The sequence below is a fragment of the Alsobacter ponti genome (assembly GCF_024294805.1).
In the GTDB taxonomy this organism is placed as follows: Bacteria; Pseudomonadota; Alphaproteobacteria; order Rhizobiales; family Beijerinckiaceae; genus Alsobacter; species Alsobacter ponti.
The window spans coordinates 1-22,017 of sequence record NZ_JANCLU010000025.1; the positions used below are offsets into that span (position 1 = coordinate 1).

A 22,017-nucleotide genomic window follows, 5' to 3' on the forward strand; every position below is an offset into this window, starting at 1 on the left:
TCCGCCGGCGGGACGAGGCCCCCGCCGTTCCGCGCCGCCCTTCCGGGCATCGCAGAACAAGCCAAGCCCCGCATCCGAAAGGATGGCGGGATAGAAGCGCGTGGGGACGTGGGACTTACGGAAAAAACGCATGAAGCGCCGCTTCGCGTCATCATTCCTACGCTAGACCCCGGATGCCCCTCCGCTATAGCTGCGGGGCTCCGGGGACGGGCGGACGGGGTCCGCCCTTTGGGATGCGGGCCGAAGCCCGCCCTTTGGGCACGTGGAGCGGGTCTTCATGCGGGATGCGAAGCAGCCCGCCCGTCCCCGGACCGGTGGAGCGCCAGCGGAACCGGAGCCGGGGCCCAGCGCAATATGTCGCGCGTCAGCGCGTCAATATGAAAGGACTGATAAAACGACGCTTCGGGGCACCGTTCCTACGTTAGACCCCGGCCACACCTCCGCGGACGCTGCGGCGCTCCGGGGACGCGAGGACGAACCCGTCTCGCCTACTCGGCCGTCATGGCCAGCCGGGCCGGCTTGGCGGCGTCGGCCTGGCGGCGGGGCGGCAGCGGGACGGCGGCGGGCTGCGGGGCGGCGGCGGGGGCGTCGCCGCCGAGGCCGAGCCAGCGCTTGTAGAAGGGCTGATCGACGGAAGGCGCGGGCGCGGCGGCGGTCTCGGCGACCGGCGTCGGCGACCCGCCGAACAGGCTGAACAGGCCGCTGGACGAGGCCGGCTTGGTGTCCGCCTTGGCGACCGAGGTGACGGACGCCTCGGCGCTGGCCGGAGCGGGCTTCGCCGCCGCGGCGGCGACGGGCGTCGGAGCCGCGGGCCGGGCCGCGACCTTGGGCTTGCCGCTGTCGTCGAGATGGACCTCCTCGACCGCGCCGATCGCCTCGGGGCGGCTGACGTCGCCGATGTCGCGCTTGGGCGCGGACGGCAGCGGGGCCATGGCCGGACTGTCGGACCCGGTGTCGAAATAGGCGAGCGCCGTGGTGCGGAACGAGGCGTGCTGGCTGCCGTCCGAATACTGCACGCGCACGGCCGGCGTGCCGCGCTGCACGTATTCGGCGACCTGCTGCTCGTCGGCGCGCTCCTTGCTGGACACGGCGGCGGCGATCTCCTCGTCCACCTTGAGCGCGGGACAGGGAGCCAGCGGCTCCATCCGGCCGTTCGTCGCCGTGGCGTTGAACACGTACTTGCCGCCGCAATAGCCGACCCGGGGCTCGGTCTTGGCGACCTCGAAATGGTCGCTGCCTTCCTTCAGGTTCTTCCAGTACGGCATGTTGGGATCGTAGCGGAACCTGGCGAGGTTCTCCGCGGTCATGCGGAACGGATAGGACTGGAACTGCACCTGCTTCTGGCCGCCGGCGAAGGCCTCGCGCATCACCGCGTAGATTTCCTCGACCTGCTCGTTGGTCATCGCGAAGCAGCCGCGCGACGAGCAGGTGCCGTGCACCATGATGTCGCCGCCGTTGCGTCCCATCGCCCGTTCGAGGGTGTTCGGGTAGCCGACGTTGAACGACAGCCAGTAGGCCGAGTTCGGGTTCATCTGCGAGGCGGTGACCGTGTAGAAGCCCTCCGGCACCTGGCGGTCGCCCTCGCGCTTCTTGGGGCCGAGCTGGCCGGACCAGCGGCACACCGGATAGGTCTTCAGCAGGACGTACTGGCCGTTGGCGCTCTGCTTCCAGACCTCGAGCTCGGACTCTTTCTTGTAGGCGCGGACCAGCACCGGCGCGTCGCGGCTCGTCCCCTTCTGCGCCATCAGCGACAGCGTGTCGCTGGGGATCGGCGCGTAGGCGCGGGCCGGGAACCGGCCATTGTCGGCGTTGCAACCGGCCAGCAGGGCGGCGGCGGTCGACGCGAGCGCGATACGGGTCCAGGCAGTCATCATGATCGTTCCTCGCAGACCGCGGTCCGGGGGTGACCTGAACGGTTTACGACCGGCATCCTTTACCGAATATTACCGGAGGCGCGGCCTTCCCGCCAGCCCGCCGCGCCGAGGACAACGCCGGGCAGCCCCGCCGGCTACGAATGGCCGCGTCAGAGCTTGCGGCCGATGGCCAGGAACTTCTCGGCCCGCCGGTTGCGCAGCTCGTCGCGCCCGAGGCCGGCCAGCTCCGCCAGCGCGGCGGCGACCGAATCGCCCGCCGCCGCCACGGCGGCGGCCGGATCGCGGTGCGCCCCGCCCGGCGGCTCCGGCACGATGCCGTCGATCACGCCGAACTTCAGCAGGTCCTGGGCGGTGATCTTCATGTTGGTCGCCGCGTCCTGGGCCCGCGCCGAGTCGCGCCACAGGATCGAGGCGGACGCCTCCGGCGACGCCACGGTGTAGATGGCGTGCTCCATCATCAGCACGGTGTTGCAGCTGGCGATGGCCACGGCCCCGCCCGAGCCGCCCTCGCCGATCACCAGCGCGCAGTTGGGAACGCCGAGCGACAGGCAGCAATCGGTGGAGCGGGCGATCGCCTCGGCCTGTCCGCGCTCCTCGGCGGCGATGCCGGGATAGGCCCCCGCCGTGTCGACGAAGCTCAGCACCGGCACGTCGAAGCGGTCGGCCAGCTCCATCAGGCGCACCGCCTTGCGGTAGCCCTCCGGCATGGCCATGCCGAAATTGTGCCGCAGCCGCGTCTCGGTGTCGGAGCCCTTCTCCTGCCCGATGACGCAGACCGGCTGTCCCCGGAAGCGGCCGAACCCGCCCACGATGGCCTGGTCGTCGCCGAACTTGCGGTCGCCGGCGAGCGGCGTGAAGTCCTCGACGAGCGCCTCGAGGTAGTCGCGGAAATGCGGCCGCATCGGGTGGCGCGCCACCATGGTCTTCTGCCACGGCGTCAGCGCGGCGTAGAGCTCGCGCAGCTGAGCCATGGCCTTCGCGTCGAGCGCCTCGATTTCCTTGGTCAGCGCGGCCGAACCGCTGCTCTCGGCGACCGCGCGCAGCTCGTCGGCCTTGGCCTCGAGTTCCGCGACGGGTTTTTCGAAATCGAGATAGCTGCGCATGCGGGCCTGGGTTCGCACCGGGTTCAGATGGACGCATCGACGACGGCGGACGCCGGCCCGGAGGGCGGGCCGCGGAGTTCTGGCGCGGCGGCGGGGCTTAGTCAAGCGCGCGGGAGTGGAACCCGGGCGGGGTCACGGGCGCTTGCGTGGACAGGTTCCGCCCCTTCAGCTAAGCAGCCCGCATGTCGAAACGCCTTTACAACTGGACGATGTCGCTCGCCGAGAGCCCGCGCGCCGCGTGGGGACTCGCCGCCGTGTCCTTCGCGGAGAGCTCGTTTTTCCCCATCCCGCCGGACGTCATCCTGGTGCCGATGTCGCTCGCCAAGCCTCAGGCGGCGTGGCGATACGCGGCGATCTGCACCGTGTTCTCGGTGCTGGGCGGCATCGTCGGCTACGGCATCGGCGCGCTGCTGTTCGACACGGTGGGCCAGTGGCTCATCCAGCTCTACGGCTACGGCGCCAAGATGGACGCGCTGCGCGAGGCCTACGCGCAATGGGGCGCGCTGGTGATCCTGATCAAGGGCGTGACGCCGATCCCCTACAAGCTCGTCACCATCGTCAGCGGGCTCCTGGCCTATAATTTCCCGCTGTTCGTGCTGCTTTCCGTGGTAACGCGCGGCGCGCGCTTCTTCCTGCTCGCGGCGCTGCTCCACCGCTACGGCGACCAGGCCCGCGCCATCCTCGACCGGCATTTCGGCACGTTCATGCTGGTCGTGCTCGCTTTCATCATCTTCGGTTTCTGGATCGCCACGAGGTTTTGATGACCCAGATCGACGCCGCCGCGCCGCGCGGCCTCGCGACGCTTCTCACGCCCGTCCGGGCCGCCCTGCTGGTGGCGCTGGCCGCGCTGGCGACCATCCTGGGCGCGCTGTTCATCGAGCACGTGCTCGGCGTGAAGCCCTGCGAGCTGTGCCTGAAGCAGCGCATTCCCTATTACAGCGGCATCCCGCTGGCGGCGGTCGCGGCCTTCGCCGCCGCCCGCGCGCCGCGGAGCGGGGCGACAGTGGCGCTGCTGGCATTGGTCGGGCTGGTCTTCGCCGCCGGCGCGGCGCTGGGCGCGTACCATGCCGGCGTCGAATGGGGGCTGTGGGCGGGCCCGTCCGACTGCACCGGCGCGATCGCCAAGCCCGCCGCGATGGGAGACTTCCTTCGCCAGCTCGAGACGGTGAAGGTGGTGCGCTGCGACGAGGTGGCGATGCGGATCTTCGGCCTGTCGCTGGCCGCCTGGAACGCGGTGATCGCCACCGGCCTCGCCGCCGTCGCCTTTATGGGCGCGGCGCGCGCCGCTCGCGCCGCCTGAGCTTCACAAGCCGGGCCGCGCGGGTCTAACCTCCCCGGATTGCCGTATCCGAGGGAGTTTTCGCGTGACCGCCGTGATCGACCTGTCCGCCGTCGAGCTGCTGGAGCTGTACCGGACCAAGGCCCTCAGCCCGAGCGAGGCGATCGAGGCGGTGATCGCCCACGCCGAGGCCCGCGAGCCCGAACTGGCGGCGCTCTACGCCTTCGATCCCGAGGGAGCGCGCCGCGATGCGGCCGAGTCCACCGCGCGCTGGCAAGCCGGCGCACCGAAGGGCCCGCTCGACGGTGTGCCGGCGACGGTCAAGGAGAACATCGCGACGCGCGGCGTCCCCGTGCCGCTCGGCACCGCCGCGACGGAGCTGAAGCCCGCCGAGGCGGACGCGCCGCCGGCGGCGCGGCTGCGAGAGGCCGGCGCGGTGATCTTCGCCAAGACCACCATGCCGGACTACGGCATGCTCTCCTCCGGCCTCTCGAGCTTCCATCGCCTGGCCCGCAATCCCTGGGACACGCGGCTGAATCCGGGCGGCTCCAGCGCCGGGGCCGGCGCCGCCGGAGCGGCGGGCTACGGGCCGCTGCACCTGGGCACCGACATCGGCGGCTCGGTGCGCCTTCCGGCCGGCTGGTGCGGGCTGGTGGGCCTGAAGCCCAGCCACGGCCGCGTGCCGATCGACCCCGCCTATCTCGGCCGCATCGCCGGCCCGATGACCCGCACCGTCCCCGACGCGGCGCTCGCCATGGCGGTGCTGTCGCGCCCCGACTGGCGCGACCCCACCAGCCTGCCGCAGGCCGACCTGCCCTGGCTGGCGCTCGATGCCGAGCCGCGCGGGCTGCGCATCGGCCTGATGCTCGACATCGGCGCGGGCATGGCGCTCGACCCGGAGGTGGAGGCGGCCATCAAGGCGGCCGCGCGCCTGTTCGAGGACGCCGGCGCGCGCGTCGAACCGATCCCCGCCGTCCTGACCCGCGACATGCTCGACGGGCTGGATGATTTCTGGCGGGTGCGCGCCTATGACGATTTCATCCGCCTGCCGGCCGAGCGGCGCGAGCGCGTGCTGCCCTATATCGCGCGCTGGGCGGAATCCGGCGCGACACGCTCGGGCCTCGACGTGATGCGCGGCTACAACCGCACGGTCGAGATGCGCAAGGCCGCGGCGCTGCTGTTCCGCGACTTCGACTACATCCTCTCGCCGACCGCGCCGGCCCCCGCCTTCCCGGCCGAGCTCGCCTCGCCGCTGGACGACCCCGACAGGCCCTTCGAGCACATCGGCTACACGGTGACGTGGAACATGGCCGAGAACCCGGCCGTGACGGTGAACACCGGCTTCACCGGCGCGGGACTTCCGATCGGCGCGCAGATCGTCGGCCGGCGCTTCGACGATGTCGGAGTGCTGCGCCTCGCCCGCTTCGTCGAGGCAGCGCGGCCAGCGCCGATCGCCTGGCCGACGCAGGCGCGCTGAAGACGGCGCGCGACACCGGTGAACGGGCCGGGCCTACGGGTCCAGCTCGGTATCCCAGTAAAGGTAGTCCATCCAGCTGTCGTGGAGGTAGTTGGGAGGGAATTGCCGCCCGTTCTGGTGCAGGTCGTTCACCGTCGGCGCGAAGGGCAGACGGTGCGGGATCATGCCGACGTCGTGGGCCAGACGGTCGCCCTTTCGCAGATTGCAGGGGGAGCAGGCGGCCACCACGTTGTCCCAGGTCGTCTGGCCGCCCTTGGAGCGGGGGATCAGGTGGTCGAAGGTGAGGTCGTCGCGCGAGCCGCAATATTGGCAGGTGAATCTGTCGCGCAGGAAGACGTTGAACCGCGTGAAGGCGGGAAAACGGGACGGCTTGACGTAGGTCTTCAGGGAGACGACGGACGGGAGACGCATCTCGAAGGACGGACTTCGAACCGTCTTGTCGTAGCGCGAGACGATGTTGACCCGATCGAGGAACACCGCCTTGATTGCGTCCTGCCAGGACCACAACGAGAGTGGGTAATAGCTCAACGGGCGATAATCCGCGTTGAGAACCAAGGCCGGACATGCTTCCGGCGACACCGGCTGGTGCACGTGTAACGTCACCGGGCCTCCTTCCTGGGAAGGTCGAATCCGCTCCGTTACGGTGAGTATAGGCCCGCGTATGACATTGTGAAGACGCTATCGGCGCGTCTTCGCCCCGCTTTCGTCGGAAATGCGGCGCTGCGGCGCGCGTTCAGCGCGTGGGAACGGGGGTCTCGCCGCGATAGTCGTAGAAGCCGCGCTTCGTCTTGCGGCCGAGCCAGCCGGCCTCGACATACTTCACCAGCAGCGGACAGGGGCGGTACTTGCTGTCGGCCAGGCCCTCGTGAAGCACCTGCATCACCGACAGGCAGGTGTCCAGGCCGATGAAGTCGGCCAGTTGCAGCGGGCCCATCGGGTGGTTCGCGCCGAGCCGCATCGCCGTGTCAATGGCGTCGACCGACCCGACGCCCTCGTAGAGCGTGTAGATCGCCTCGTTGATCATCGGCAGCAGGATGCGGTTGACGATGAAGGCCGGGAAGTCCTCGGCCACCGTCACCGTCTTGCCCAGCGCGGTGATCAGATCGCGCGCCGCCTCGAAGGTCTCGTCCTCGGTGGCGATGCCGCGGATCAGCTCCACGAGCTGCATGCGCGGCACGGGGTTCATGAAGTGGATGCCGATGAAGCGCTCGGGCCGGTTGGTCACGGACGCGAGCCGGGTGATCGAGATCGACGAGGTGTTGGACGCGATCATCGCCGAGGGTTTCAGCAGCGGGCAGAGCGCGGCGAAGATCTTGCGCTTGACCTCCTCGTTCTCGGTCGCGGCCTCGATGACGATGTCGCACTCGCCGAGGTCTTCGAGCTTGGGGGCGGGAGAAATGCGCTCCAGCGCCGACCGGCGCTCGGCTTCGGTGAGCGTCGCCTTCTGCACCAGCTTGGCGAGGTTGCCGTTGATCGTGGCCAGCGCGCCGTGGATGCGGTCCTCGCTGACATCGTGCAGCGCGACGTCGTAGCCCGCCTGGGCGCAGACCTGGGCGATGCCGCTGCCCATCTGCCCGGCCCCGATGATGCCGATCCGTCGAATATCGCTGGACATGGTTCCTGCCTGGCGCCTGCGCCGTTGTTTCTCAGGCCACTTCTAGCACCGCTCGCGGCCGAAGTGGCGAAATTTTCCGTCGAACGAGGCCGAATCCGGCCGTTTGCCTGTGATTTCGGCCGCGCGGCGCTGGGTGCGGCGCGGCCGGAAACCGCAGGCGATTACTTCGCCAGTTCCTTTTCCAGCTCCGGCAGGATCTGGAACAGGTCGCCCACCAGGCCGTAGTCGGCGACCTGGAAGATCGGCGCCTCCTCGTCCTTGTTGATGGCGACGATGACCTTCGAGTCCTTCATGCCGGCGAGATGCTGGATCGCGCCCGAGATGCCGACCGCGATGTAGAGCTCCGGCGCGACGACCTTGCCGGTCTGTCCCACCTGCCAGTCGTTCGGCGCGTAGCCCGCGTCGACCGCCGCGCGCGAGGCGCCCATCGCCGCCCCGAGGCGGTCCGCCACCGGCTCGATATAGGTCTTGAAGTTCTCGGCGTTCTGCATGGCGCGCCCGCCAGAGATGATGATCTTCGCCGACGTCAGCTCCGGCCGGTCGCTCTTCGACAGCTCCTCGCCCTTGAAGCTTGACACGCCCGGGTCCGCCGCCGCGCCGACCGCCTCGATCGCCGCCGAGCCGCCCTGGCCACCGGCCTGGAATGAGGCCGTGCGCACGGTGATGACCTTCTTGGCGTCTCCGGAACGCACCGTCTGCAGCGCGTTGCCGGCGTAGATCGGCCGCTCAAACGTGTCGGGCGCGACCACCTTGACGATGTCGGAGACCTGCATGACGTCGAGCAGCGCGGCGACGCGCGGCATGACGTTCTTGCCTGTCGAGGTCGAGGCCGCCACCAGCGCCGTATAAGGCGCGGCGAGCGAGACGATGAGCGCCGCCAGCGGCTCGGCGAGGCCGTGCGCGTAGGCCGGCGCGTCGGCGACCAGCACCTTTTCGACGCCCTCCAGCCGGGCGGCGGCCTCGGCCGCGCCCTGGCAGGATTCGCCCGCGACGAGGACATGGACGGGGGCCCCGAGCGCGCGGGCTGCCGTCAACGCCTTGGCCGTGGCGTCCCGCAACGACGCGTTGTCGTGCTCGGCCAGCAAAAGGGTCGCCATCAGATCACTCCCGCTTCGTTCCTGAGCTTGCCCACCAGCTCGGCGACCGAGCCGACCTTGACGCCGGCCTTGCGGCCCGGAGGCTCGGTGGTGCCGAGCACCGTCAGACGGGGCGTGGTGTCGACGCCGTAGTCGGCCGCCGACTTCTCGTCGATGGGCTTCTTCTTGGCCTTCATGATGTTGGGCAGCGAGGCGTAGCGCGGCTCGTTGAGGCGCAAATCCGTCGTTACGATGGCCGGCAGCTTCACCGACACGGTCTGAAGCCCGCCGTCGACCTCGCGCGTCACATCGGCCGAGCCGTCGCCGAGCACGATCTTCGAGGCGAAGGTTCCCTGCGGCCAGCCGAGCAGCGCGGCCAGCATCTGGCCGGTCTGGTTGCAGTCGTCGTCGATGGCCTGCTTGCCGAGGATGACGAGGCCGGGCTGCTCGGCCTCGACCACTCCCTTGAGGATCTTGGCGACGGCGAGCGGCTCGACCGCACCCTCGGCCTTCACCAGCACGCCCCGGTCCGCACCCATCGCCAGCGCCGTGCGGATCGTCTCGGCGGCCTGCGCCGGGCCGATCGACACCACCACGATCTCGGTCGCCTTGCCGGCCTCCTTCATGCGAATCGCCTCCTCGACGGCGATTTCGTCGAAGGGGTTCATCGACATCTTCACATTGGCCAGCTCGACGCCCGAGCCGTCCGGCCGCACGCGGATCTTCACGTTGTAGTCGACGACCCGTTTGACCGGGACAAGAACCTTCATCAGTTCACCTCCGACGGCCGGGGACGACCCCGGCGACCAAGACGCGCGGCGCCGCGCGCTGACGCACGGCCGAAAACGACGGGGGACGGTAATCGTCGGCGAGAAGCGTTGTCAAATCGGCCGAACGGTTGATTTCCGGCCTTCGCAACGCCGTCTCAGCGGTTCTGGCCGGGGGTCCAAAGCACGTCGCGCGCGCCGTCGTCGTTGGCGGCGCGCGACGCCACGAACAGGAAGTCCGACAGCCGGTTCATGTAGCGCAGCGCCGGGCCGCCGACCGTCTCGCCCTCGGTCGCGGCGAGCTCGACCATCAGCCGCTCGGCCCGCCGGCACACAGTGCGCGCCAGGTGCAGGAAGGCCGATGCGGGGCTGCCGCCCGGCAGCACGAAGGAGCGCAGCGGCTTCAGCGAGGCGTTGAGCTGGTCGATCTCCCGCTCCAGCCGCTCGACCTGGCTGTCGATGACGCGCAGCGCTTCGCGCCCCGTCGCCTCGCCCCGGTCCGGCGTGCACAAATCCGCGCCGACATCGAACAAATCGTTCTGGATGCGCGCCAGCATGGGGTCCAGCGTGGGATGTCCGCCGGTGTGCAGCCGGGCGAGGCCGAGCGTCGCGTTGGTCTCGTCGACGGTGCCGTAGGCCTCGACGCGCAGGTCGAACTTGGGCCGGCGCTCGCCATTGCCGAGCGCGGTCGTGCCGGCGTCGCCGGTGCGGGTGTAGATGCGGTTGAGAAGGACCATGGCGCGCGCTTTCCGGGGCAGGGGCGGATCCCGAGCCCGGCTCAGGCCCGCCCGATGCCTTTATAGGGCGGTCGCCTTAGAAGCTGTAGCCCAGACGCAACCCGGCATTGGTGAGGCCGCGGTTCTGGTCGCACATCCCGGCGTTGGAGAGATGCTCGATCGTCGCCATCAGGCTGAGCTGGCGAGTGAAGCGATAGCCGATCGAGGCGGATTCGCGGAACAGCGGCGAGCAGCCGAGCGAGTTCCAGCCGTCCTTCGGAATGTCGCCGGTATAGCCGTTGTGGACTGCCCCGCCGAACGAGGTCTCGAGGAAGAAGCCGCTCTGGAACTGGTAGTCCCAGGTCAGGCCCGCATAGGCCGAGCTGGTCTTGCCGGCCGTGTTCACCGTGGCGCCGACATGCAGGCGCGGATAGAGGAACGACCACTCCGACGACACCCCGAACCACTTGGGAAACAGGATTTCGCCGTTGATGTCGGCGCTGCCCTTCTCCGGGCTGAACGGGTCGTGCGCGAAGACGCCGAGGCGCAGGTCCGTCAGCGTGTCGACCGGCGGCAGCGGCGAGATGCCCGGCGCGACGGCGATCGGAGCCGGCGCGGACGGAAGGTCGGCCGCGAGGGAGGCGCCGCAAACCGGCGCGGCGAGGCCCGCAATGGACAAAAGTAGCGCGCTGAGGCGAAAACGGATCATCGGCAAGCTTTCATTCCAGAAGCAGGCGAAACCGCGGGGCGCGAGAGCCAACCCCTCGACGACGCGGACGCCAAACCGAATCGCGCGTCCGGAAGGGGAGCGCACGTCAAGGCAATGTTCGCATCAAGGTCGAGAGGGCCGCAAGTTCGCCGATGCGATTGGGTAAACCTGTTGCTCAACCGCCACGCAGCCACAGCACGGTGATCACCAGCACGATCGCCGCGAACTGCAGCCCGACGCGCCAGCGCATCAGCTTTTGCGAGGTGTTGCCGCTGCCGCCCCGGAACATGTTGACCAGCCCGGCGAGCAGCACCAAGGCCACCGCCGCGAGCGCGAACGGGACGAGACTTTCGAGGGCGTTCGCCACGCGGTTCTCCGTGTCGTGTCGGGAAAGCGCGCCTTCTTACGCGGCGAACGCGCGGCTGTGAAGCGCGACGGTCGGCGGGCCGGGGCTCAGTTCGCCGGCATCAGGCGCTGCAGGTAATCCAGCTCCTCCTGCGGGCGGGCGGGATCGCCGAGCCGGCGGCGCAACTCCTGCATCACCTCGCGGGCGCGCTGCTCCAGCGTGCCGTCCTTGCCGCCGCGCCGGAACTTGGAGCGGTCGCCCGCCTCGGTGGTGGGGGTCGGCCGCCCGAGCGGATCGTCGTTCGGCTCGGAGGACTGGGCGCGGCGGCTGGCCTGGCCGGGACCGCGCGGATCGCTGCCGTCCGCCTGCTCCGTGCCGTCGCCCTGCTGCTGCTGCATCTGCTGCGCGAGACCCTGCGCGCCCCGGCGCAGGCCCTCGAGGGCCCGGCCCTGCTGCTCGACAGCCTGGCCGTCGTCGCTCTGGCCGAGGGCGCCCTCGGCCTGCTTCATGGCATCCTCGGCGTCGTCGAGCCCCTGCTCGCCGTTCATGCCGAGCTCTTTCATCCGGCGCTTGAGCTGTTCGAGCTGCTGGCGAAGCTGCTGCTGGCGCTGGCCGAGCCCCTCCATGCCCTGCTCGCCCTCCTGGCCCTCGCCGTCGCCCTGGGCCATCTGGTCCTGGTCGCCCTGGTCGCCTTGCTGGCCCTGTTGTCCCTGCTGCCCTTGCTGGCCGCGCTGACCGCGCTGCGCCTGCTGGCCGCGCTGGCGCTGGCCCTGCTGGCCTTGCTGGCCCTGTTGCTGCTGCTGGCGCATCTGGTCGCGGCGGCGCTGGCCCTCGCGGAATGTCTTGTCGCGCACGTCCTGCTGGTCGCGCGCCATGCGGTCGAGGTCGTCGAGCGCCTGGTCCATCTGCCGCTGCGCCTGGTTGCGCTGGTTCTGGCCGGGACGGGCGGTGCGCAGGTTCTCCATCATCCGGCGCAGCTGGTCGAGCATGCGCTGGGCCTCGTCCATGCGGCCCTCCCGCGCCATCTGCTCCATCCGGTCGATCATCGACTTCAGGTCGCGCGGCGTGATGGTGCGCGTGTTGCGGTCGTTCTCGGCCTGCTGGTTGGGATTGTTCTGCTGCTCCTTGAGCATCCGCTCGGCCAGCTCGCGGAGATACTGGTCCATGGCGCGGCGCAGTTCATCGGCCAGGCGGGCGATCTCGTCGTTGCTGGCGTTGCGGTCCATGGCGTCGCGCAACGCGTCCTGCGCCTGCCGCAGCGCCTTCTCGGCGTCCGACATGTCGCCGTCCTCGATCTGCACCGCCATCTCCCAGAGATAGTCGGCGACGCCGATCAGGTCCGGGTCGCTGCGCGCCGTGCGCAGCCGCGTCGCGGCGGTGCGCAGGCCGAGATAAACCGACGCGTCGGGCGTGAAGCGCTCGGGCGCGATCATCAGGGCGTTGAGCGCGCCGAGCACGCGGCCGCGGCCGGCCGGGTCGAGGATGAGGTCGCGCCGCTGCTCCACCAGCGACTTGGCGAGCGGCTTGGTGAACAGGCGCTGCGGCAGCGTGACGTTGAAGCTGACGCTCTCGCCCTCCTGGCCGAGTTCGTCGCGCGCCACCAGAGTCATCTCGACGCGCGCGCCGGCCCAGGGATGCGCCGAGAGGTCGGCCGTGGTGCGGGCCTCGCCCTCGCGGTTGTCGCCGCCGGGAAGCGCCAGTGGCAGCGGCGGCGCGGCGACCAGCGGCGGCCGGCGCGTCTCCATCGGCTTGCCGTTGCGCAGCGGCTTGCCGAGCCGCGCCTCGGCGGCGATGACGCCGTAGTCGTCCTTCACCTCGTAGGCGAGCGACAGCGTGCCGCGCGAATCCGCCTGCGGTTCGGCCGTCGGCTGGATGGAGGGCGGCGTGTCGGGCGTCGCGGCGAGCGTGATCGTGCCCAGCGTCTCGCCGCGCCGGCGCACGACGACGACGCCGTCGCCCTTGATCTCGTAGCGCGCCTCGAAGCCCAGCGGCGCGGCCGGCTTGGCCTCGGCGGCGGTCTTGACGAGGTCGGGCGCGGCAGGGTCCTTCGGCTTGTCGGCGAACTTGCCGGCCGCGTCGGTCGGCTGCTCCTCCTTGGCCGCGACGCCGCCGCTGGCCGTCACCTCGATGCCGGCGGCGTCGGAGGCGCGGATGACCAGCGTCGAGCGGGCCGGCACGCGCAGCGAGGCGGACGGCTCCGGCCCGCCGGCGACGCGGCGCAGGTCGAGCAGGATCGGCGGCGCCTGGGTGTAGGCCGGCGGGTCGATCCAGCCGTCGATGCGGAAAGCCGCCTGCGGCGGCGGCGGCGTCGACCAGTCGAAGGCGGCGCGCAGGCGCGCCTCGCGCTCGGAGCCAGCGACGAAGAACGCGGCAAAGGCGACGAGGGCGACCGCGAAGCGAAGCGCCCAGGGGTCGCGCTCGGCGAGGCGCGGGCGCGGCGGGGCGACCTTGAGGGCGGCCGCCTGCTCCAGAACGCGGGCGCGGTGCGCCTCCCACAAGGCGCGCGTGCCGGGATCGGTCGGGTTGAGCGCCAATTCGTCACTCAGCGCCGTCGCCGGCCGGTGGGCCACCGCCGAATCGCGGTCGAGACGGCCGAGGCTCTCCCGCCAAGTCGGGCGCGGCCGCAGCACGGCCCAGGCGAGCAGCGCGACGAAGACGAGGCCGAGCGCGGCGACGCCCGCGATGCGCGCCCAGACCGGCAAGGCGAGCCACAGTCCCAGCCAGGACAAGGCGAGGAAGAGCGCCACCACGCCGAGCGCCGCCGCGAGGGCGGGCCAGACGCGCTCCCAATGGATCGCGAGCGCGGCCTTGCGGCCCAGAGCGGCGATCCGCTCGGCCGCGCGCAACGCCCGCTGCGTGGGAGTCCCCGGCGAAACGCTCCGCGCGCCATCGCTCATTCGGCAGTCCTCTCGCGCTCCCCAGTTGAATAAGGTAGCACGCCGGACGGGGCTGGCCAGCCCCCGGCGCAAGCGAGGGCGCGAAGGGCCGTGGCGTCAGCGAGCCGAGACCGCCGCTTCGGCCTCGAGCCAGGGGGGCAGCCGGTCGAGGCCGATCAGTTCCTCGTAGGTCTGGCGGGGTCGCACCACCGCCCAGGCCGCGCGGGTCACCATCGTCTCGGCGATCAGCGGGCGGGTGTTGTAAGTGCCCGCCTGCACGGCCCCGTAGGCCCCGGCGGTCATCACGGCGATCAGGTCGCCGGCCTTCACCTCGGGCATGTCGCGGCCGAGCGCCAGGTAGTCGCCGGTCTCGCACACGGGTCCGACGATGTCGGCGACCATGCGCGGAGCGTGGCGCGGCGGCGCGACCACCGGCTTCACATCATGGTGAGCCTCGTAGAGCGTCGGCCGGATCAGGTCGTTCATCGCCGCGTCGACGATGACGAAGGTCTTGCCCTCGCCGTGCTTCACGTAGATCACGCGCGTGACCAGGATGCCGGCGTTGCCGGCCAGCAGCCGGCCGGGCTCGAAGACCAGCGAGCAGCCGAGCCCCGCCGTGTTGCGCTTGACGATCTCGGCGTAGCGCTCCGGGTGGGGCGGCGGATCGTTGTTCTCGCGGTAGGGCACGCCCAGCCCGCCGCCGAGGTCGATATGGTCGATCGGGTGCCCGTCGGCGCGCAGCTCGCGCACGAAGTCCGCCAGCAGCGCGAACGCGTCGTCGAAGGGCTGCAGGTCGGTGATCTGGCTGCCGATATGCATGTCGACCCCGGTGATCCGCAGGCCGGGCAGCTTCGCCGCCCGCGCGTAGACTTCGCGGGCGTGCGAGATCGGGATGCCGAACTTGTTCTCGGACTTGCCGGTCGAGATCTTGTGGTGGGTCCTGGCGTCGACATCCGGATTGACCCGCAGGGCGACGGGGGCGACGCGCCCGCGCGCCATGGCGACCGCAGATAGCGCCTCCAGCTCGGGCTCGGACTCGACGTTGAAGCAGTGGATGTTCTCGTCGAGCCCGTGCGCCAGCTCGCCCGCCGTCTTGCCGACGCCGGAGAAGGTGATGCGCGAGCCCGGCACGCCGGCGGCGCGGGCGCGGCGGAGTTCGCCCTCCGACACCACGTCCATGCCCGCGCCCAACCGCGCCAGCGTGCGCAGCACGGCCTGATTGGAGTTCGCCTTCATGGCGTAGCAGACCAGCGCGGGCACGTCGGCGAAGGCGCTGGCGAACACCTGGTAGTGACGCTCAAGCGTGGCGGTGGAGTAGCAGTAGAACGGCGTGCCGACCGCTTCGGCGATGACGCTCAGGTCGACGTCTTCGGCGTGCATGACGCCGTCGCGGTAATGAAAATGATGCATCGAAACGGCTTTCGCGGCGTCAGAGTATCGGGTCGAGGATGAAATCGCTCTTGGGCGCGGTGATCGGCTGGCCCTTCTTGCCGGTCCCGACCGGGCTCACCGACGGCACGATCGGTTTCGGCGCGGGCTCCAGCGACGGGTCGGTCCTGTTCACCGTGTCCGGCGCGGCCTTGGCCGCGCCGGGCGGGGGCTCCAGCGCCCCGCGTCGCCCGCAGCCCGCCAGCGCGAGGCCGAGACACAGGCCGACGAGAACGGCGCGGAGGGGAGCGGACAGCGGCGGACGCGGAAAGGACGTGGACACGAGACGACTCCGAAACGGCGACGCATCATAGACGAAGCGGGGCGCGGCGGAAGCGGCCGCGCCCGGGCTCAGGCGGACTCGCGCTTCAGGCGGGCGAGCCAGCGCTTCGCCTGCTTGCGAACCTCCGCCGGCGCGGTGCCGCCATAGGAGGTGCGGCTGCGGACGGAACGCTCGACGCCGAGCACCTCGTACACCGCCGCCGTGATGCGCGGCTCCACCGCCTGCATGGCGGCGAGCTCGAGCTTTTCGAGCCCGACGCCGCGGTCCGCCGCCAGCCCGACGATGCGGCCGGTGACGTGGTGCGCCTCGCGGAACGGCATCTTCAGCGTGCGCACCAACCAGTCGGCGAGGTCGGTGGCGGTGGCGTAGCCGACGCCGGCCGCCTTCTTCATCGTCTTCAGCTCGGGCTGCATGTCGCGGATCATGCCGGCCATCGCGGCGATGCACAGCGACAGCGTCGCCATGGCGTCGAACAGGCCTTCCTTGTCCTCCTGCATGTCCTTGCCGTAGGTCATCGGCAGGCCCTTCATCACGATCAGCAGGGCGTTCAGCGCGCCGATGACGCGGCCGGACTTTCCGCGCACCAGTTCGGCGGCGTCCGGGTTGCGCTTCTGCGGCATGATCGACGAGCCGGTCGTGAACTTGTCCGAGAGCCGCACGAAGCCGAACTGCGGCGTCGTCCACAGCACGATCTCCTCGGCCAGCCGCGACAGGTGGACGGCGCAGATCGAGGCCGCCGCCAGCGTCTCCAGCGAGAAATCGCGGTCGGCGACGCTGTCGAGCGAATTGGCGGTGGGCCGGTCGAATCCCAGCGCCGCCGCCGTGGCGTGGCGGTCGATCGGGAACGAGGTGCCGGCCAGCGCCGCCGCTCCCAGCGGGCACTCGTTCATGCGCCGGCGCGCGTCGTGCAGTCGGCCGCGGTCGCGGCCGAGCATCTCGACATAGGCGAGCAGATGGTGCCCGAACGTGGTCGGCTGGGCGGATTGCAGATGGGTGAACCCGGGCATCACCGCGCCGGCGAAGGCCAGCGCCTTCTCTGCCATGATGGACTGAAGCTCGCGCAGCTGGCCGTCGAGCTGGTCGACCGTGTCGCGCACCCACAGCCGCATGTCGAGCGCCACCTGGTCGTTGCGCGAGCGCGCGGTGTGCAGGCGGCCGGCGGCGGGGCCGACGATTTCGGCCAGCCGCGCCTCGACATTCATGTGAATGTCCTCGAGGGAGCGCGAGAACGTGAAGGAGCCCGCCTCGATTTCGGCTTCAACCTGCCCAAGACCCTTGGTAATGGCATCCGCGTCGGCCTGCTCGACGATGCCCTGCTTCGCCAGCATGGCGACATGGGCGCGCGAGCCGGCGATGTCCTGTCGCCACAGGGCCTTGTCGAAGTCGATGGAGGCGTTGATCTCCTCCATGATCGCGTCCGGACCGCTGGCGTAGCGGCCGCCCCACATCCTGTTGCTCATGCGTCGTCCCTGCCCCGCAATCCCGTTCGTCACCCAGGCCCGATGACCGATACCCCGCCCGACCCCGCCTCCAGGCACCCGAAGCACGGCGCGACGCGCCGCCTGTTCGCGCTGGTCGCCGCCGGCGCGGCGGCGGTCGTGCTGGCGTCCGCGGTCGTATACGGGACGTTCGGCCTCCGGGGCAAATCGGACACTTCCGCCTGCCCCGCCTCGGCCGAGCTCACGCAGGCGATGCAGCCTCTGGCGCGCGGCGAGGTCGCCGCCGTGCAGGTCGCCCGCGCGCCGCGCAAGCTGCCCGAGCTGGCCTTCTCCGGCCCGGACGGCAAGCCCATGACGCTGGCCGACTTCCGCGGCCGCACCGTGCTGCTCAACCTCTGGGCGACGTGGTGCGTGCCGTGCCGAACCGAGATGCCGGCCCTGGACGCGCTGCAGGCGAAGCTGGGCGGCAAGGATTTCGAGGTCGTCGCCGTCAACATCGACACCCGCAACCTGGACAAGCCGAAGGCCTGGCTAGCGGAGACGGGGATCACCCGCCTCGCCTACTACGCCGACCCGGCCGCCAAGACGTTCCAGGAGCTGAAGGCGGTGGGCAAGGCGTTCGGCATGCCGACGACCCTCATCGTCGATCCCCAGGGCTGCGAGCTGGCGACCCTGGCGGGCCCCGCGGAATGGCATTCCGACGACGCCCTCAGGCTCGTCACCGCCGCGCTCGGCCGCAAGGGCTGAGGCGCGGCTCGCCGGCGCCTACAGGCGCACGGTTCCGGCCTGCAGGGCGCGGTAGAGGTCGCGGTCGAGCGGCACGTAGCGGCCTTGCGCCGGGTGGTCGACATAGATCGGGTCGGCGAGCAAAGACGGGTCGCAGCCTTCCTTGACCAGCTCCACCTTGCGCTGCTTGAACGTGCCGGTCATGTCGAGCGACGAGCGGATGCGCAGGAAGAGCGGCCGCGCATAGTCCGGCAATTGCCGCTTGAGATGCGCGCGCAAGGCGTCGGGGTCCAGCGGCGTCGCGTCGTCCATGACGATCGCCGCCATGCCGGCGCGCCCTTCGTAGCCGTCGAGCCGCACGCCGTAGACGGTGCAGTGGGCGACGCCCGGAAACACCGAGATCGTCTCGGCCACCTCCGAGGTGGCGACGTTTTCGCCCTTCCAGCGGAACGTGTCGCCGATGCGGTCGACGAAGTAGAAATAGCCGTCGGCGTCCCGCCTCATCAGGTCGCCGGAGCGAAACCACGCATCGCCCTTCTCGAACGCGTCGCGCAGGATCTTGCGCTGCGTGGCGGCGCGGTCGGCGTAGCCCTCGAAACGGTTGGTCGGCTTGCGGGGATCGTTGAGGATCTGGCCGACGATCTCGCCGACCTCCCCCGCCTGGCACTCGACGCAGAACCCGTCCGGCCCGCGCACCGGCTCTTCCTTCTCGACGTCGAACTTCACCACCTTCACCACGAAGCGGCGTTCCGCCCATTTCGGGATGCGGCCCACCGCGCCGGGACGCGAATCGAGGTTGAACAGGGCGACGTTGCCCTCGGTGGCGGCGTAGAACTCGCGGATGTGGCGGATGCCGAAGCGCGACGAGAACTCGTTCCAGATGTCGGGCCGCAGGCCGTTGCCGCAGACGAGCCGGATGCGGTGGCGGCGGTCGTCCGGGCCGGGCGGCGTGTTGACGAGGTAGCGGCACAGCTCGCCGATATAGAAGAACAGCGTACAGTCGTGCCGCACGATGTCGGCCCAGAAATCGCGCGCCGAAAACCGCTCCCGGATCACCACGCTGCCGCCCTGGCACAGCGTGCCGCAGGTGGCCAGCACGCCGCCATTGGAGTGGTACATGGGCAGGCAGTCATACATGCGGTCGCCCGGCCCGGTGTCCATCAGGGCGGAGAAGCCAAGCGTCATCGCCATGATGCGGTAGTGGTTGATGTTCGCCGCCTTGGGCAGGCCGGTGGTGCCCGACGTGTAGATGAAGACGCAGCGGTCCTCGACGGTCAGCTTCGCCTTCTCCTCCGGCGAGAGGTCGGCGTCGGAGAAGGAGGCGATCGCCTCGTCCACCCGACGCCCGTCCCCGCCGCCGCCGTGCAGCCACAGCTCGGGCGCGCCGGGGACGAAGGGCGCGGCGCCGCGCCACGCCGGCAGCAGCTCCTCGGCGACGATGACGATGCGCGCCTGCACGATGGCGACGCAGTGGGCGAGCCCCTGCCCGGTGAGGTTGGTATTGATGAGCGCGGTGACGCCGCCGATCCGCGCGACGCCGAGCCAGATGCACAGATAGTCAGGGCGGTTGGGCATCAGCAGCGCGACGACGTCGCCCTTGCCGATGCCCTGGGCGCGCGCCCAGCGCGCGTAGCGGTTGGCGCGGCCATCATAGTCGCGGAAGGTCAGGGTCTCGCGGTCCGAGATCAGCGCCACCCGGTCGCCGTGCCGCTTCGCGGCGTCGCGCATCAGGTCGCCGATCGTGTAGGTCGGGTTGCGGGCGATGGGAGACGTGCGCCGCAGGATGCGAAGGGACCCGCGCAAATAGGCCAGTTCGCTCGCGATCCGCTGCAACGCTCTCATTCATGCCCTCCCCCGCGCCCCGGCGCGACCGGTGGCCGGGGCGGCGCGCGGGAACGGCCCGCGTCGCACGCTTCATCATGCCCCGCCCGCCCGCGATGTGGTAGGGCGTATCGACGGCCTGGACACACGACGCGATGACGGACGCCTCCCCCACCACTCTCGACCTGCGCGGACTGAAGTGCCCGCTGCCGGCGCTGCGCACGCGCAAGGCGCTGGCGCGGCTGGCCGCCGGCCAGACGCTGGTGGTCGAGGCGACGGACCCGATGGCGGCCATCGACATCCCGCACCTCGTCGCGACCGGCGGCGACATCCTCGCCGCAACCGCCCGCGACGGCGACGTGCTGCGCTTCACCATCCGCAAGGGCGGTTGATCTGGGCGGGTGAGTCGGGCGGGCGATTCGCGGCCGGATCGGCCGGGCCGCGCGTCAGCCGTCGCCGCGCGGGATCGCCAGCGGGTTGTGCATCAGGGCCTGGGCGTCGGGCTCGTCGATGCGAGGCGTCCCGGCGAAGGCGTCCCACATCTTGCGCACGAAGTCTTCCGGCAGGTCCCGCGTGATGAACACGAGCCGCGTGCGCCGGTCGGCGTCCGGCCAGGCCGGCAGCATCACGGGCGGGTGCAGCACGTGCTGCACCCCGTGCACGACGATCGGCCGGTCGGGAGACTCGACGGTCTTCACGATGCCCTTCATGCGCAGGATCTTGGCCCCGTGCGCCGAGGGGAGCAGGGTCAGGAACATGTCGAGCGCCGCCATCGACACCGGCCGGTCGGTGGCGAAGGAGAAGGCGCGGATGTGCTCGTCGTGGCGGTTGACGTCATGGGCGTCCTGCCCCTCGCCGGCCGGCGCGTGGTGGTGGCCCTCGTGCCCGGCGGCGTCGCGATAGGCTTCCTCGTTGAGCCAGCGCGCGACGTCGGGGATCTTCGCGCTGGCGTCGAACGGCCCGGCGTCGAGCAGGGCCTCGGCCGTCGCCTCGCCCTTGGCCACGTCGAGGATGCGCGCGCCGGGGGCGAGGCGGCGCAGTCGGGCCTTCAGCGCCGCGAGCGCGGCGGGGTCGGTCGCCAGGTCGGTCTTGGTCAGGGCCAGCCGGTCGGCCACCGCGACCTGCTTCACGGCCTCGGCGTGCATGTCCAGCGTCGCGTCGCCGTTGACGGCGTCGACCGCCGTCACCACGCCGTCGATGGCGTAGCGCGTCGCCAGATAAGGATGCGACATCACCGCCTGCAGCACCGGCGCGGGATCGGCGAGGCCGGTCGTCTCGATCACGGCGCGCCGGAATGGCGCGACGCGCCCCTCGTCGCGGCGGGCGATCAGGTCCTCCAGCGCCGCCACGAGATCGCCGCGCACCGTGCAGCACAGGCAGCCGGACGCCAGCAGCACCATGTCGCCGCTCACCGCCTCGATGAGCAGATGGTCGAGCCCGATCTCGCCGAACTCGTTAACGAGCACGACCGTGTCCGCCAGCGCGGGATCGCGCAGCAGCCGGTTGAGCAGCGTCGTCTTCCCCGCGCCGAGGAAGCCGGTGAGGATGGTGAGAGGGATCGGCGCGGTCGTCGTCATGCCGCAGGCTCCGGCGTCAGCGCCAGGCGCGAGCGCCGTCGGTCGCGCAGCACGTTGGCGACGATGGCGGCGATCACCATTGCGCCGCCCATGTACTGGACGGGCATCAGCGTCTCGCCGAGCACCGCCGCGGAGGTGAGCGAGGCGACGACCGGCTCGGCGCAGAAGGCGAGCCCGCCGGCGACCGCCGTCACCCGCGACAGCGCCATCAGTTGCAGCACGAAGCCGAGCACGAAGCCGAACACGTTGAACGCCACCGACCAGGGCGCGAGCAGCAGCGTTCCGGGGCCGCCGAGCCCGCCCGTCGCCAAAGCGGAGAGCGCGGCCACCGGGAGCACCATGAGCTGCAGCCACACCACCTTGGCGGCGGTGCCGGTCCGCGGGCAGCGCACGGCGGCGAAGAACTGCGCCACCGCCGACAGGCTCGCCCCGGCGGCGAGCAGCAATCCGATGGGGTCGAGGTCGCCGAACGCGGGGCCGACCACCAGCACGACGCCGCAGAAGGCCAGCAGCGCGATCGCCATCAGCCCGCCGCCGATGCGGCCGCCCTCGACGAACGGGCTCGCCAGCACGATCAGCACCGGGAACGTATAGAACAGCACGGCGGCGACCGTGACGGGGATGAACGCCACCGAGGACAGGTAGCACAGGCCGCAGCCCGCCGTGGCGAGGCCGAGCACGACCATCGGGCCGCGCTCGCCGCGCGGGATGCGGAAATCGGCGCGCAACACCAGGCCCACAGCGATGCCGAGCGCCATCATGGCCAGCACGCGCCACGTCACCAGCGTCGGACCCGGCACGCCCGACAGGGCCGCGATGCGCGAGAAGGTGATGTTGAAGCCGAACGAGGCGGCGGACCCGAGCGCCATCAACAGCCCGGCCCCGGCGGCGGCCGAGCTCCTCAC

General features: G+C 70.8%; 21 protein-coding genes. 5 read left to right on the forward strand and 16 right to left on the reverse strand.

All coding sequences use genetic code 11. The features are described 5' to 3' along the window. Positions 1–488: 488 nt before the first annotated feature. Positions 489–1,874, reverse strand: a complete 1,386-nt coding sequence (locus NK718_RS19240) for a L,D-transpeptidase family protein (protein WP_254745659.1) — start codon at positions 1,872–1,874, stop codon at positions 489–491. 149 nt (positions 1,875–2,023) lie between these two features. Next, a complete protein-coding gene (locus tag NK718_RS19245) occupies positions 2,024–2,977 on the reverse strand; it encodes an acetyl-CoA carboxylase carboxyltransferase subunit alpha (RefSeq protein ID WP_254745660.1) in 954 nt (317 codons plus the stop codon). Positions 2,978–3,159: 182 nt separating this feature from the next. Between NK718_RS19245 and NK718_RS19250 the strand changes: the two genes are divergently transcribed. From NK718_RS19250 to NK718_RS19260, 3 genes are all read left to right on the forward strand, one after another. Continuing rightward, positions 3,160–3,738: a YqaA family protein gene (locus NK718_RS19250; protein ID WP_254745661.1), complete on the forward strand. Its 579-nt coding sequence runs from the start codon at positions 3,160–3,162 to the stop codon at positions 3,736–3,738. Continuing rightward, the gene (locus tag NK718_RS19255; RefSeq protein ID WP_254745662.1) at positions 3,738–4,277 is read left to right on the forward strand and encodes a disulfide bond formation protein B; all 540 of its coding nucleotides are present in this window, start codon (positions 3,738–3,740) and stop codon (positions 4,275–4,277) included. Before NK718_RS19250 ends, NK718_RS19255 begins: the two co-directional genes overlap by 1 nt. Before the next feature lie 64 nt (positions 4,278–4,341). Further along, positions 4,342–5,733: an amidase gene (locus tag NK718_RS19260; RefSeq protein ID WP_254745663.1), complete on the forward strand. Its 1,392-nt coding sequence runs from the start codon at positions 4,342–4,344 to the stop codon at positions 5,731–5,733. 33 nt (positions 5,734–5,766) lie between these two features. On the opposite strand, the gene NK718_RS19265 is transcribed toward NK718_RS19260, so the two are convergent. From NK718_RS19265 to argH, 11 genes are all read right to left on the reverse strand, one after another. Then, the gene (locus NK718_RS19265) at positions 5,767–6,336 is read right to left on the reverse strand and encodes an HNH endonuclease (protein ID WP_254745664.1); all 570 of its coding nucleotides are present in this window, start codon (positions 6,334–6,336) and stop codon (positions 5,767–5,769) included. A 130-nt stretch (positions 6,337–6,466) separates the two neighbouring features. Then, positions 6,467–7,348, reverse strand: coding sequence for a 3-hydroxybutyryl-CoA dehydrogenase (locus NK718_RS19270; RefSeq protein ID WP_254745665.1), 882 nt, complete (start codon positions 7,346–7,348; stop codon positions 6,467–6,469). 161 nt (positions 7,349–7,509) lie between these two features. Further along, positions 7,510–8,445, reverse strand: a complete 936-nt coding sequence (locus NK718_RS19275; RefSeq protein WP_254745666.1) for an electron transfer flavoprotein subunit alpha/FixB family protein — start codon at positions 8,443–8,445, stop codon at positions 7,510–7,512. After that, a complete protein-coding gene (locus NK718_RS19280) occupies positions 8,445–9,194 on the reverse strand; it encodes an electron transfer flavoprotein subunit beta/FixA family protein (protein ID WP_254745667.1) in 750 nt (249 codons plus the stop codon). The genes NK718_RS19275 and NK718_RS19280 overlap by 1 nt, the downstream gene beginning before the upstream one ends. Positions 9,195–9,349: 155 nt before the next feature. After that, positions 9,350–9,928, reverse strand: a complete 579-nt coding sequence (locus NK718_RS19285) for a cob(I)yrinic acid a,c-diamide adenosyltransferase (protein ID WP_254745669.1) — start codon at positions 9,926–9,928, stop codon at positions 9,350–9,352. Between the two features lie 76 nt (positions 9,929–10,004). After that, positions 10,005–10,616, reverse strand: coding sequence for an acyloxyacyl hydrolase (locus NK718_RS19290; protein ID WP_254745671.1), 612 nt, complete (start codon positions 10,614–10,616; stop codon positions 10,005–10,007). A gap of 175 nt (positions 10,617–10,791) precedes the next feature. Next, positions 10,792–10,983 carry a twin transmembrane helix small protein gene (locus tag NK718_RS19295; RefSeq protein ID WP_254745673.1) on the reverse strand — a complete coding sequence of 64 codons (192 nt, stop codon included), beginning with the start codon at positions 10,981–10,983 and terminating at the stop codon, positions 10,792–10,794. An 86-nt stretch (positions 10,984–11,069) separates the two neighbouring features. After that, positions 11,070–13,859 carry a TIGR02302 family protein gene (locus NK718_RS19300; RefSeq protein WP_254745675.1) on the reverse strand — a complete coding sequence of 930 codons (2,790 nt, stop codon included), beginning with the start codon at positions 13,857–13,859 and terminating at the stop codon, positions 11,070–11,072. A 96-nt stretch (positions 13,860–13,955) separates the two neighbouring features. Beyond that, positions 13,956–15,248, reverse strand: coding sequence for a diaminopimelate decarboxylase (lysA, locus tag NK718_RS19305; RefSeq protein WP_254745677.1), 1,293 nt, complete (start codon positions 15,246–15,248; stop codon positions 13,956–13,958). 19 nt (positions 15,249–15,267) lie between these two features. Next, a complete protein-coding gene (gene lptM / locus NK718_RS19310; RefSeq protein WP_254745679.1) occupies positions 15,268–15,549 on the reverse strand; it encodes an LPS translocon maturation chaperone LptM in 282 nt (93 codons plus the stop codon). A 68-nt stretch (positions 15,550–15,617) separates the two neighbouring features. Continuing rightward, a complete protein-coding gene (gene argH / locus NK718_RS19315; protein WP_254745681.1) occupies positions 15,618–17,009 on the reverse strand; it encodes an argininosuccinate lyase in 1,392 nt (463 codons plus the stop codon). Positions 17,010–17,051: 42 nt separating this feature from the next. On the opposite strand from argH, the gene tlpA reads away from it, so the two are divergent. After that, positions 17,052–17,735 (forward strand): thiol:disulfide interchange protein TlpA, encoded by a 684-nt coding sequence (gene tlpA, locus NK718_RS19320; RefSeq protein WP_254745683.1) that lies wholly within the window; start codon positions 17,052–17,054, stop codon positions 17,733–17,735. A gap of 18 nt (positions 17,736–17,753) precedes the next feature. Here tlpA and NK718_RS19325 read toward each other — a convergent pair whose 3' ends face one another. After that, complete coding sequence (locus NK718_RS19325) at positions 17,754–19,556, reverse strand: long-chain-acyl-CoA synthetase (RefSeq protein ID WP_254745685.1); 1,803 nt, start codon at positions 19,554–19,556, stop codon at positions 17,754–17,756. A 134-nt stretch (positions 19,557–19,690) separates the two neighbouring features. On the opposite strand from NK718_RS19325, the gene NK718_RS19330 reads away from it, so the two are divergent. Beyond that, positions 19,691–19,927: a sulfurtransferase TusA family protein gene (locus NK718_RS19330; RefSeq protein WP_254745687.1), complete on the forward strand. Its 237-nt coding sequence runs from the start codon at positions 19,691–19,693 to the stop codon at positions 19,925–19,927. 54 nt (positions 19,928–19,981) lie between these two features. Here NK718_RS19330 and NK718_RS19335 read toward each other — a convergent pair whose 3' ends face one another. Together NK718_RS19335 and NK718_RS19340 are read right to left on the reverse strand one after the other, a co-directional pair. Beyond that, positions 19,982–21,112: a CobW family GTP-binding protein gene (locus NK718_RS19335; protein WP_254745689.1), complete on the reverse strand. Its 1,131-nt coding sequence runs from the start codon at positions 21,110–21,112 to the stop codon at positions 19,982–19,984. Then, the gene (locus tag NK718_RS19340; protein ID WP_254745691.1) at positions 21,109–21,981 is read right to left on the reverse strand and encodes an EamA family transporter; all 873 of its coding nucleotides are present in this window, start codon (positions 21,979–21,981) and stop codon (positions 21,109–21,111) included. The genes NK718_RS19335 and NK718_RS19340 overlap by 4 nt, the downstream gene beginning before the upstream one ends. Positions 21,982–22,017 lie beyond the last annotated feature (36 nt).

Excerpts from the sequence above, each read along its gene's own strand:
- NK718_RS19275 (WP_254745666.1), bottom strand. The coding sequence starts at position 8,445 with ATGGCGACCCTTTTGCTGGCCGAGCACGACAACGCGTCGTTGCGGGAC.
- NK718_RS19290 (WP_254745671.1), bottom strand. The coding sequence starts at position 10,616 with ATGATCCGTTTTCGCCTCAGCGCGCTACTTTTGTCCATTGCGGGCCTC.
- NK718_RS19255 (WP_254745662.1), top strand. The coding sequence starts at position 3,738 with ATGACCCAGATCGACGCCGCCGCGCCGCGCGGCCTCGCGACGCTTCTC.
- NK718_RS19240 (WP_254745659.1), bottom strand. The coding sequence starts at position 1,874 with ATGATGACTGCCTGGACCCGTATCGCGCTCGCGTCGACCGCCGCCGCC.
- NK718_RS19335 (WP_254745689.1), bottom strand. The coding sequence starts at position 21,112 with ATGACGACGACCGCGCCGATCCCTCTCACCATCCTCACCGGCTTCCTC.
- NK718_RS19280 (WP_254745667.1), bottom strand. The coding sequence starts at position 9,194 with ATGAAGGTTCTTGTCCCGGTCAAACGGGTCGTCGACTACAACGTGAAG.
- NK718_RS19245 (WP_254745660.1), bottom strand. The coding sequence starts at position 2,977 with ATGCGCAGCTATCTCGATTTCGAAAAACCCGTCGCGGAACTCGAGGCC.
- NK718_RS19340 (WP_254745691.1), bottom strand. The coding sequence starts at position 21,981 with ATGGCGCTCGGGTCCGCCGCCTCGTTCGGCTTCAACATCACCTTCTCG.
- NK718_RS19300 (WP_254745675.1), bottom strand. The coding sequence starts at position 13,859 with ATGAGCGATGGCGCGCGGAGCGTTTCGCCGGGGACTCCCACGCAGCGG.
- lysA (WP_254745677.1), bottom strand. The coding sequence starts at position 15,248 with ATGCATCATTTTCATTACCGCGACGGCGTCATGCACGCCGAAGACGTC.
- NK718_RS19270 (WP_254745665.1), bottom strand. The coding sequence starts at position 7,348 with ATGTCCAGCGATATTCGACGGATCGGCATCATCGGGGCCGGGCAGATG.
- NK718_RS19325 (WP_254745685.1), bottom strand. The coding sequence starts at position 19,556 with ATGAGAGCGTTGCAGCGGATCGCGAGCGAACTGGCCTATTTGCGCGGG.
- argH (WP_254745681.1), bottom strand. The coding sequence starts at position 17,009 with ATGAGCAACAGGATGTGGGGCGGCCGCTACGCCAGCGGTCCGGACGCG.
- NK718_RS19285 (WP_254745669.1), bottom strand. The coding sequence starts at position 9,928 with ATGGTCCTTCTCAACCGCATCTACACCCGCACCGGCGACGCCGGCACG.
- NK718_RS19250 (WP_254745661.1), top strand. The coding sequence starts at position 3,160 with ATGTCGAAACGCCTTTACAACTGGACGATGTCGCTCGCCGAGAGCCCG.
- tlpA (WP_254745683.1), top strand. The coding sequence starts at position 17,052 with ATGACCGATACCCCGCCCGACCCCGCCTCCAGGCACCCGAAGCACGGC.
- NK718_RS19330 (WP_254745687.1), top strand. The coding sequence starts at position 19,691 with ATGACGGACGCCTCCCCCACCACTCTCGACCTGCGCGGACTGAAGTGC.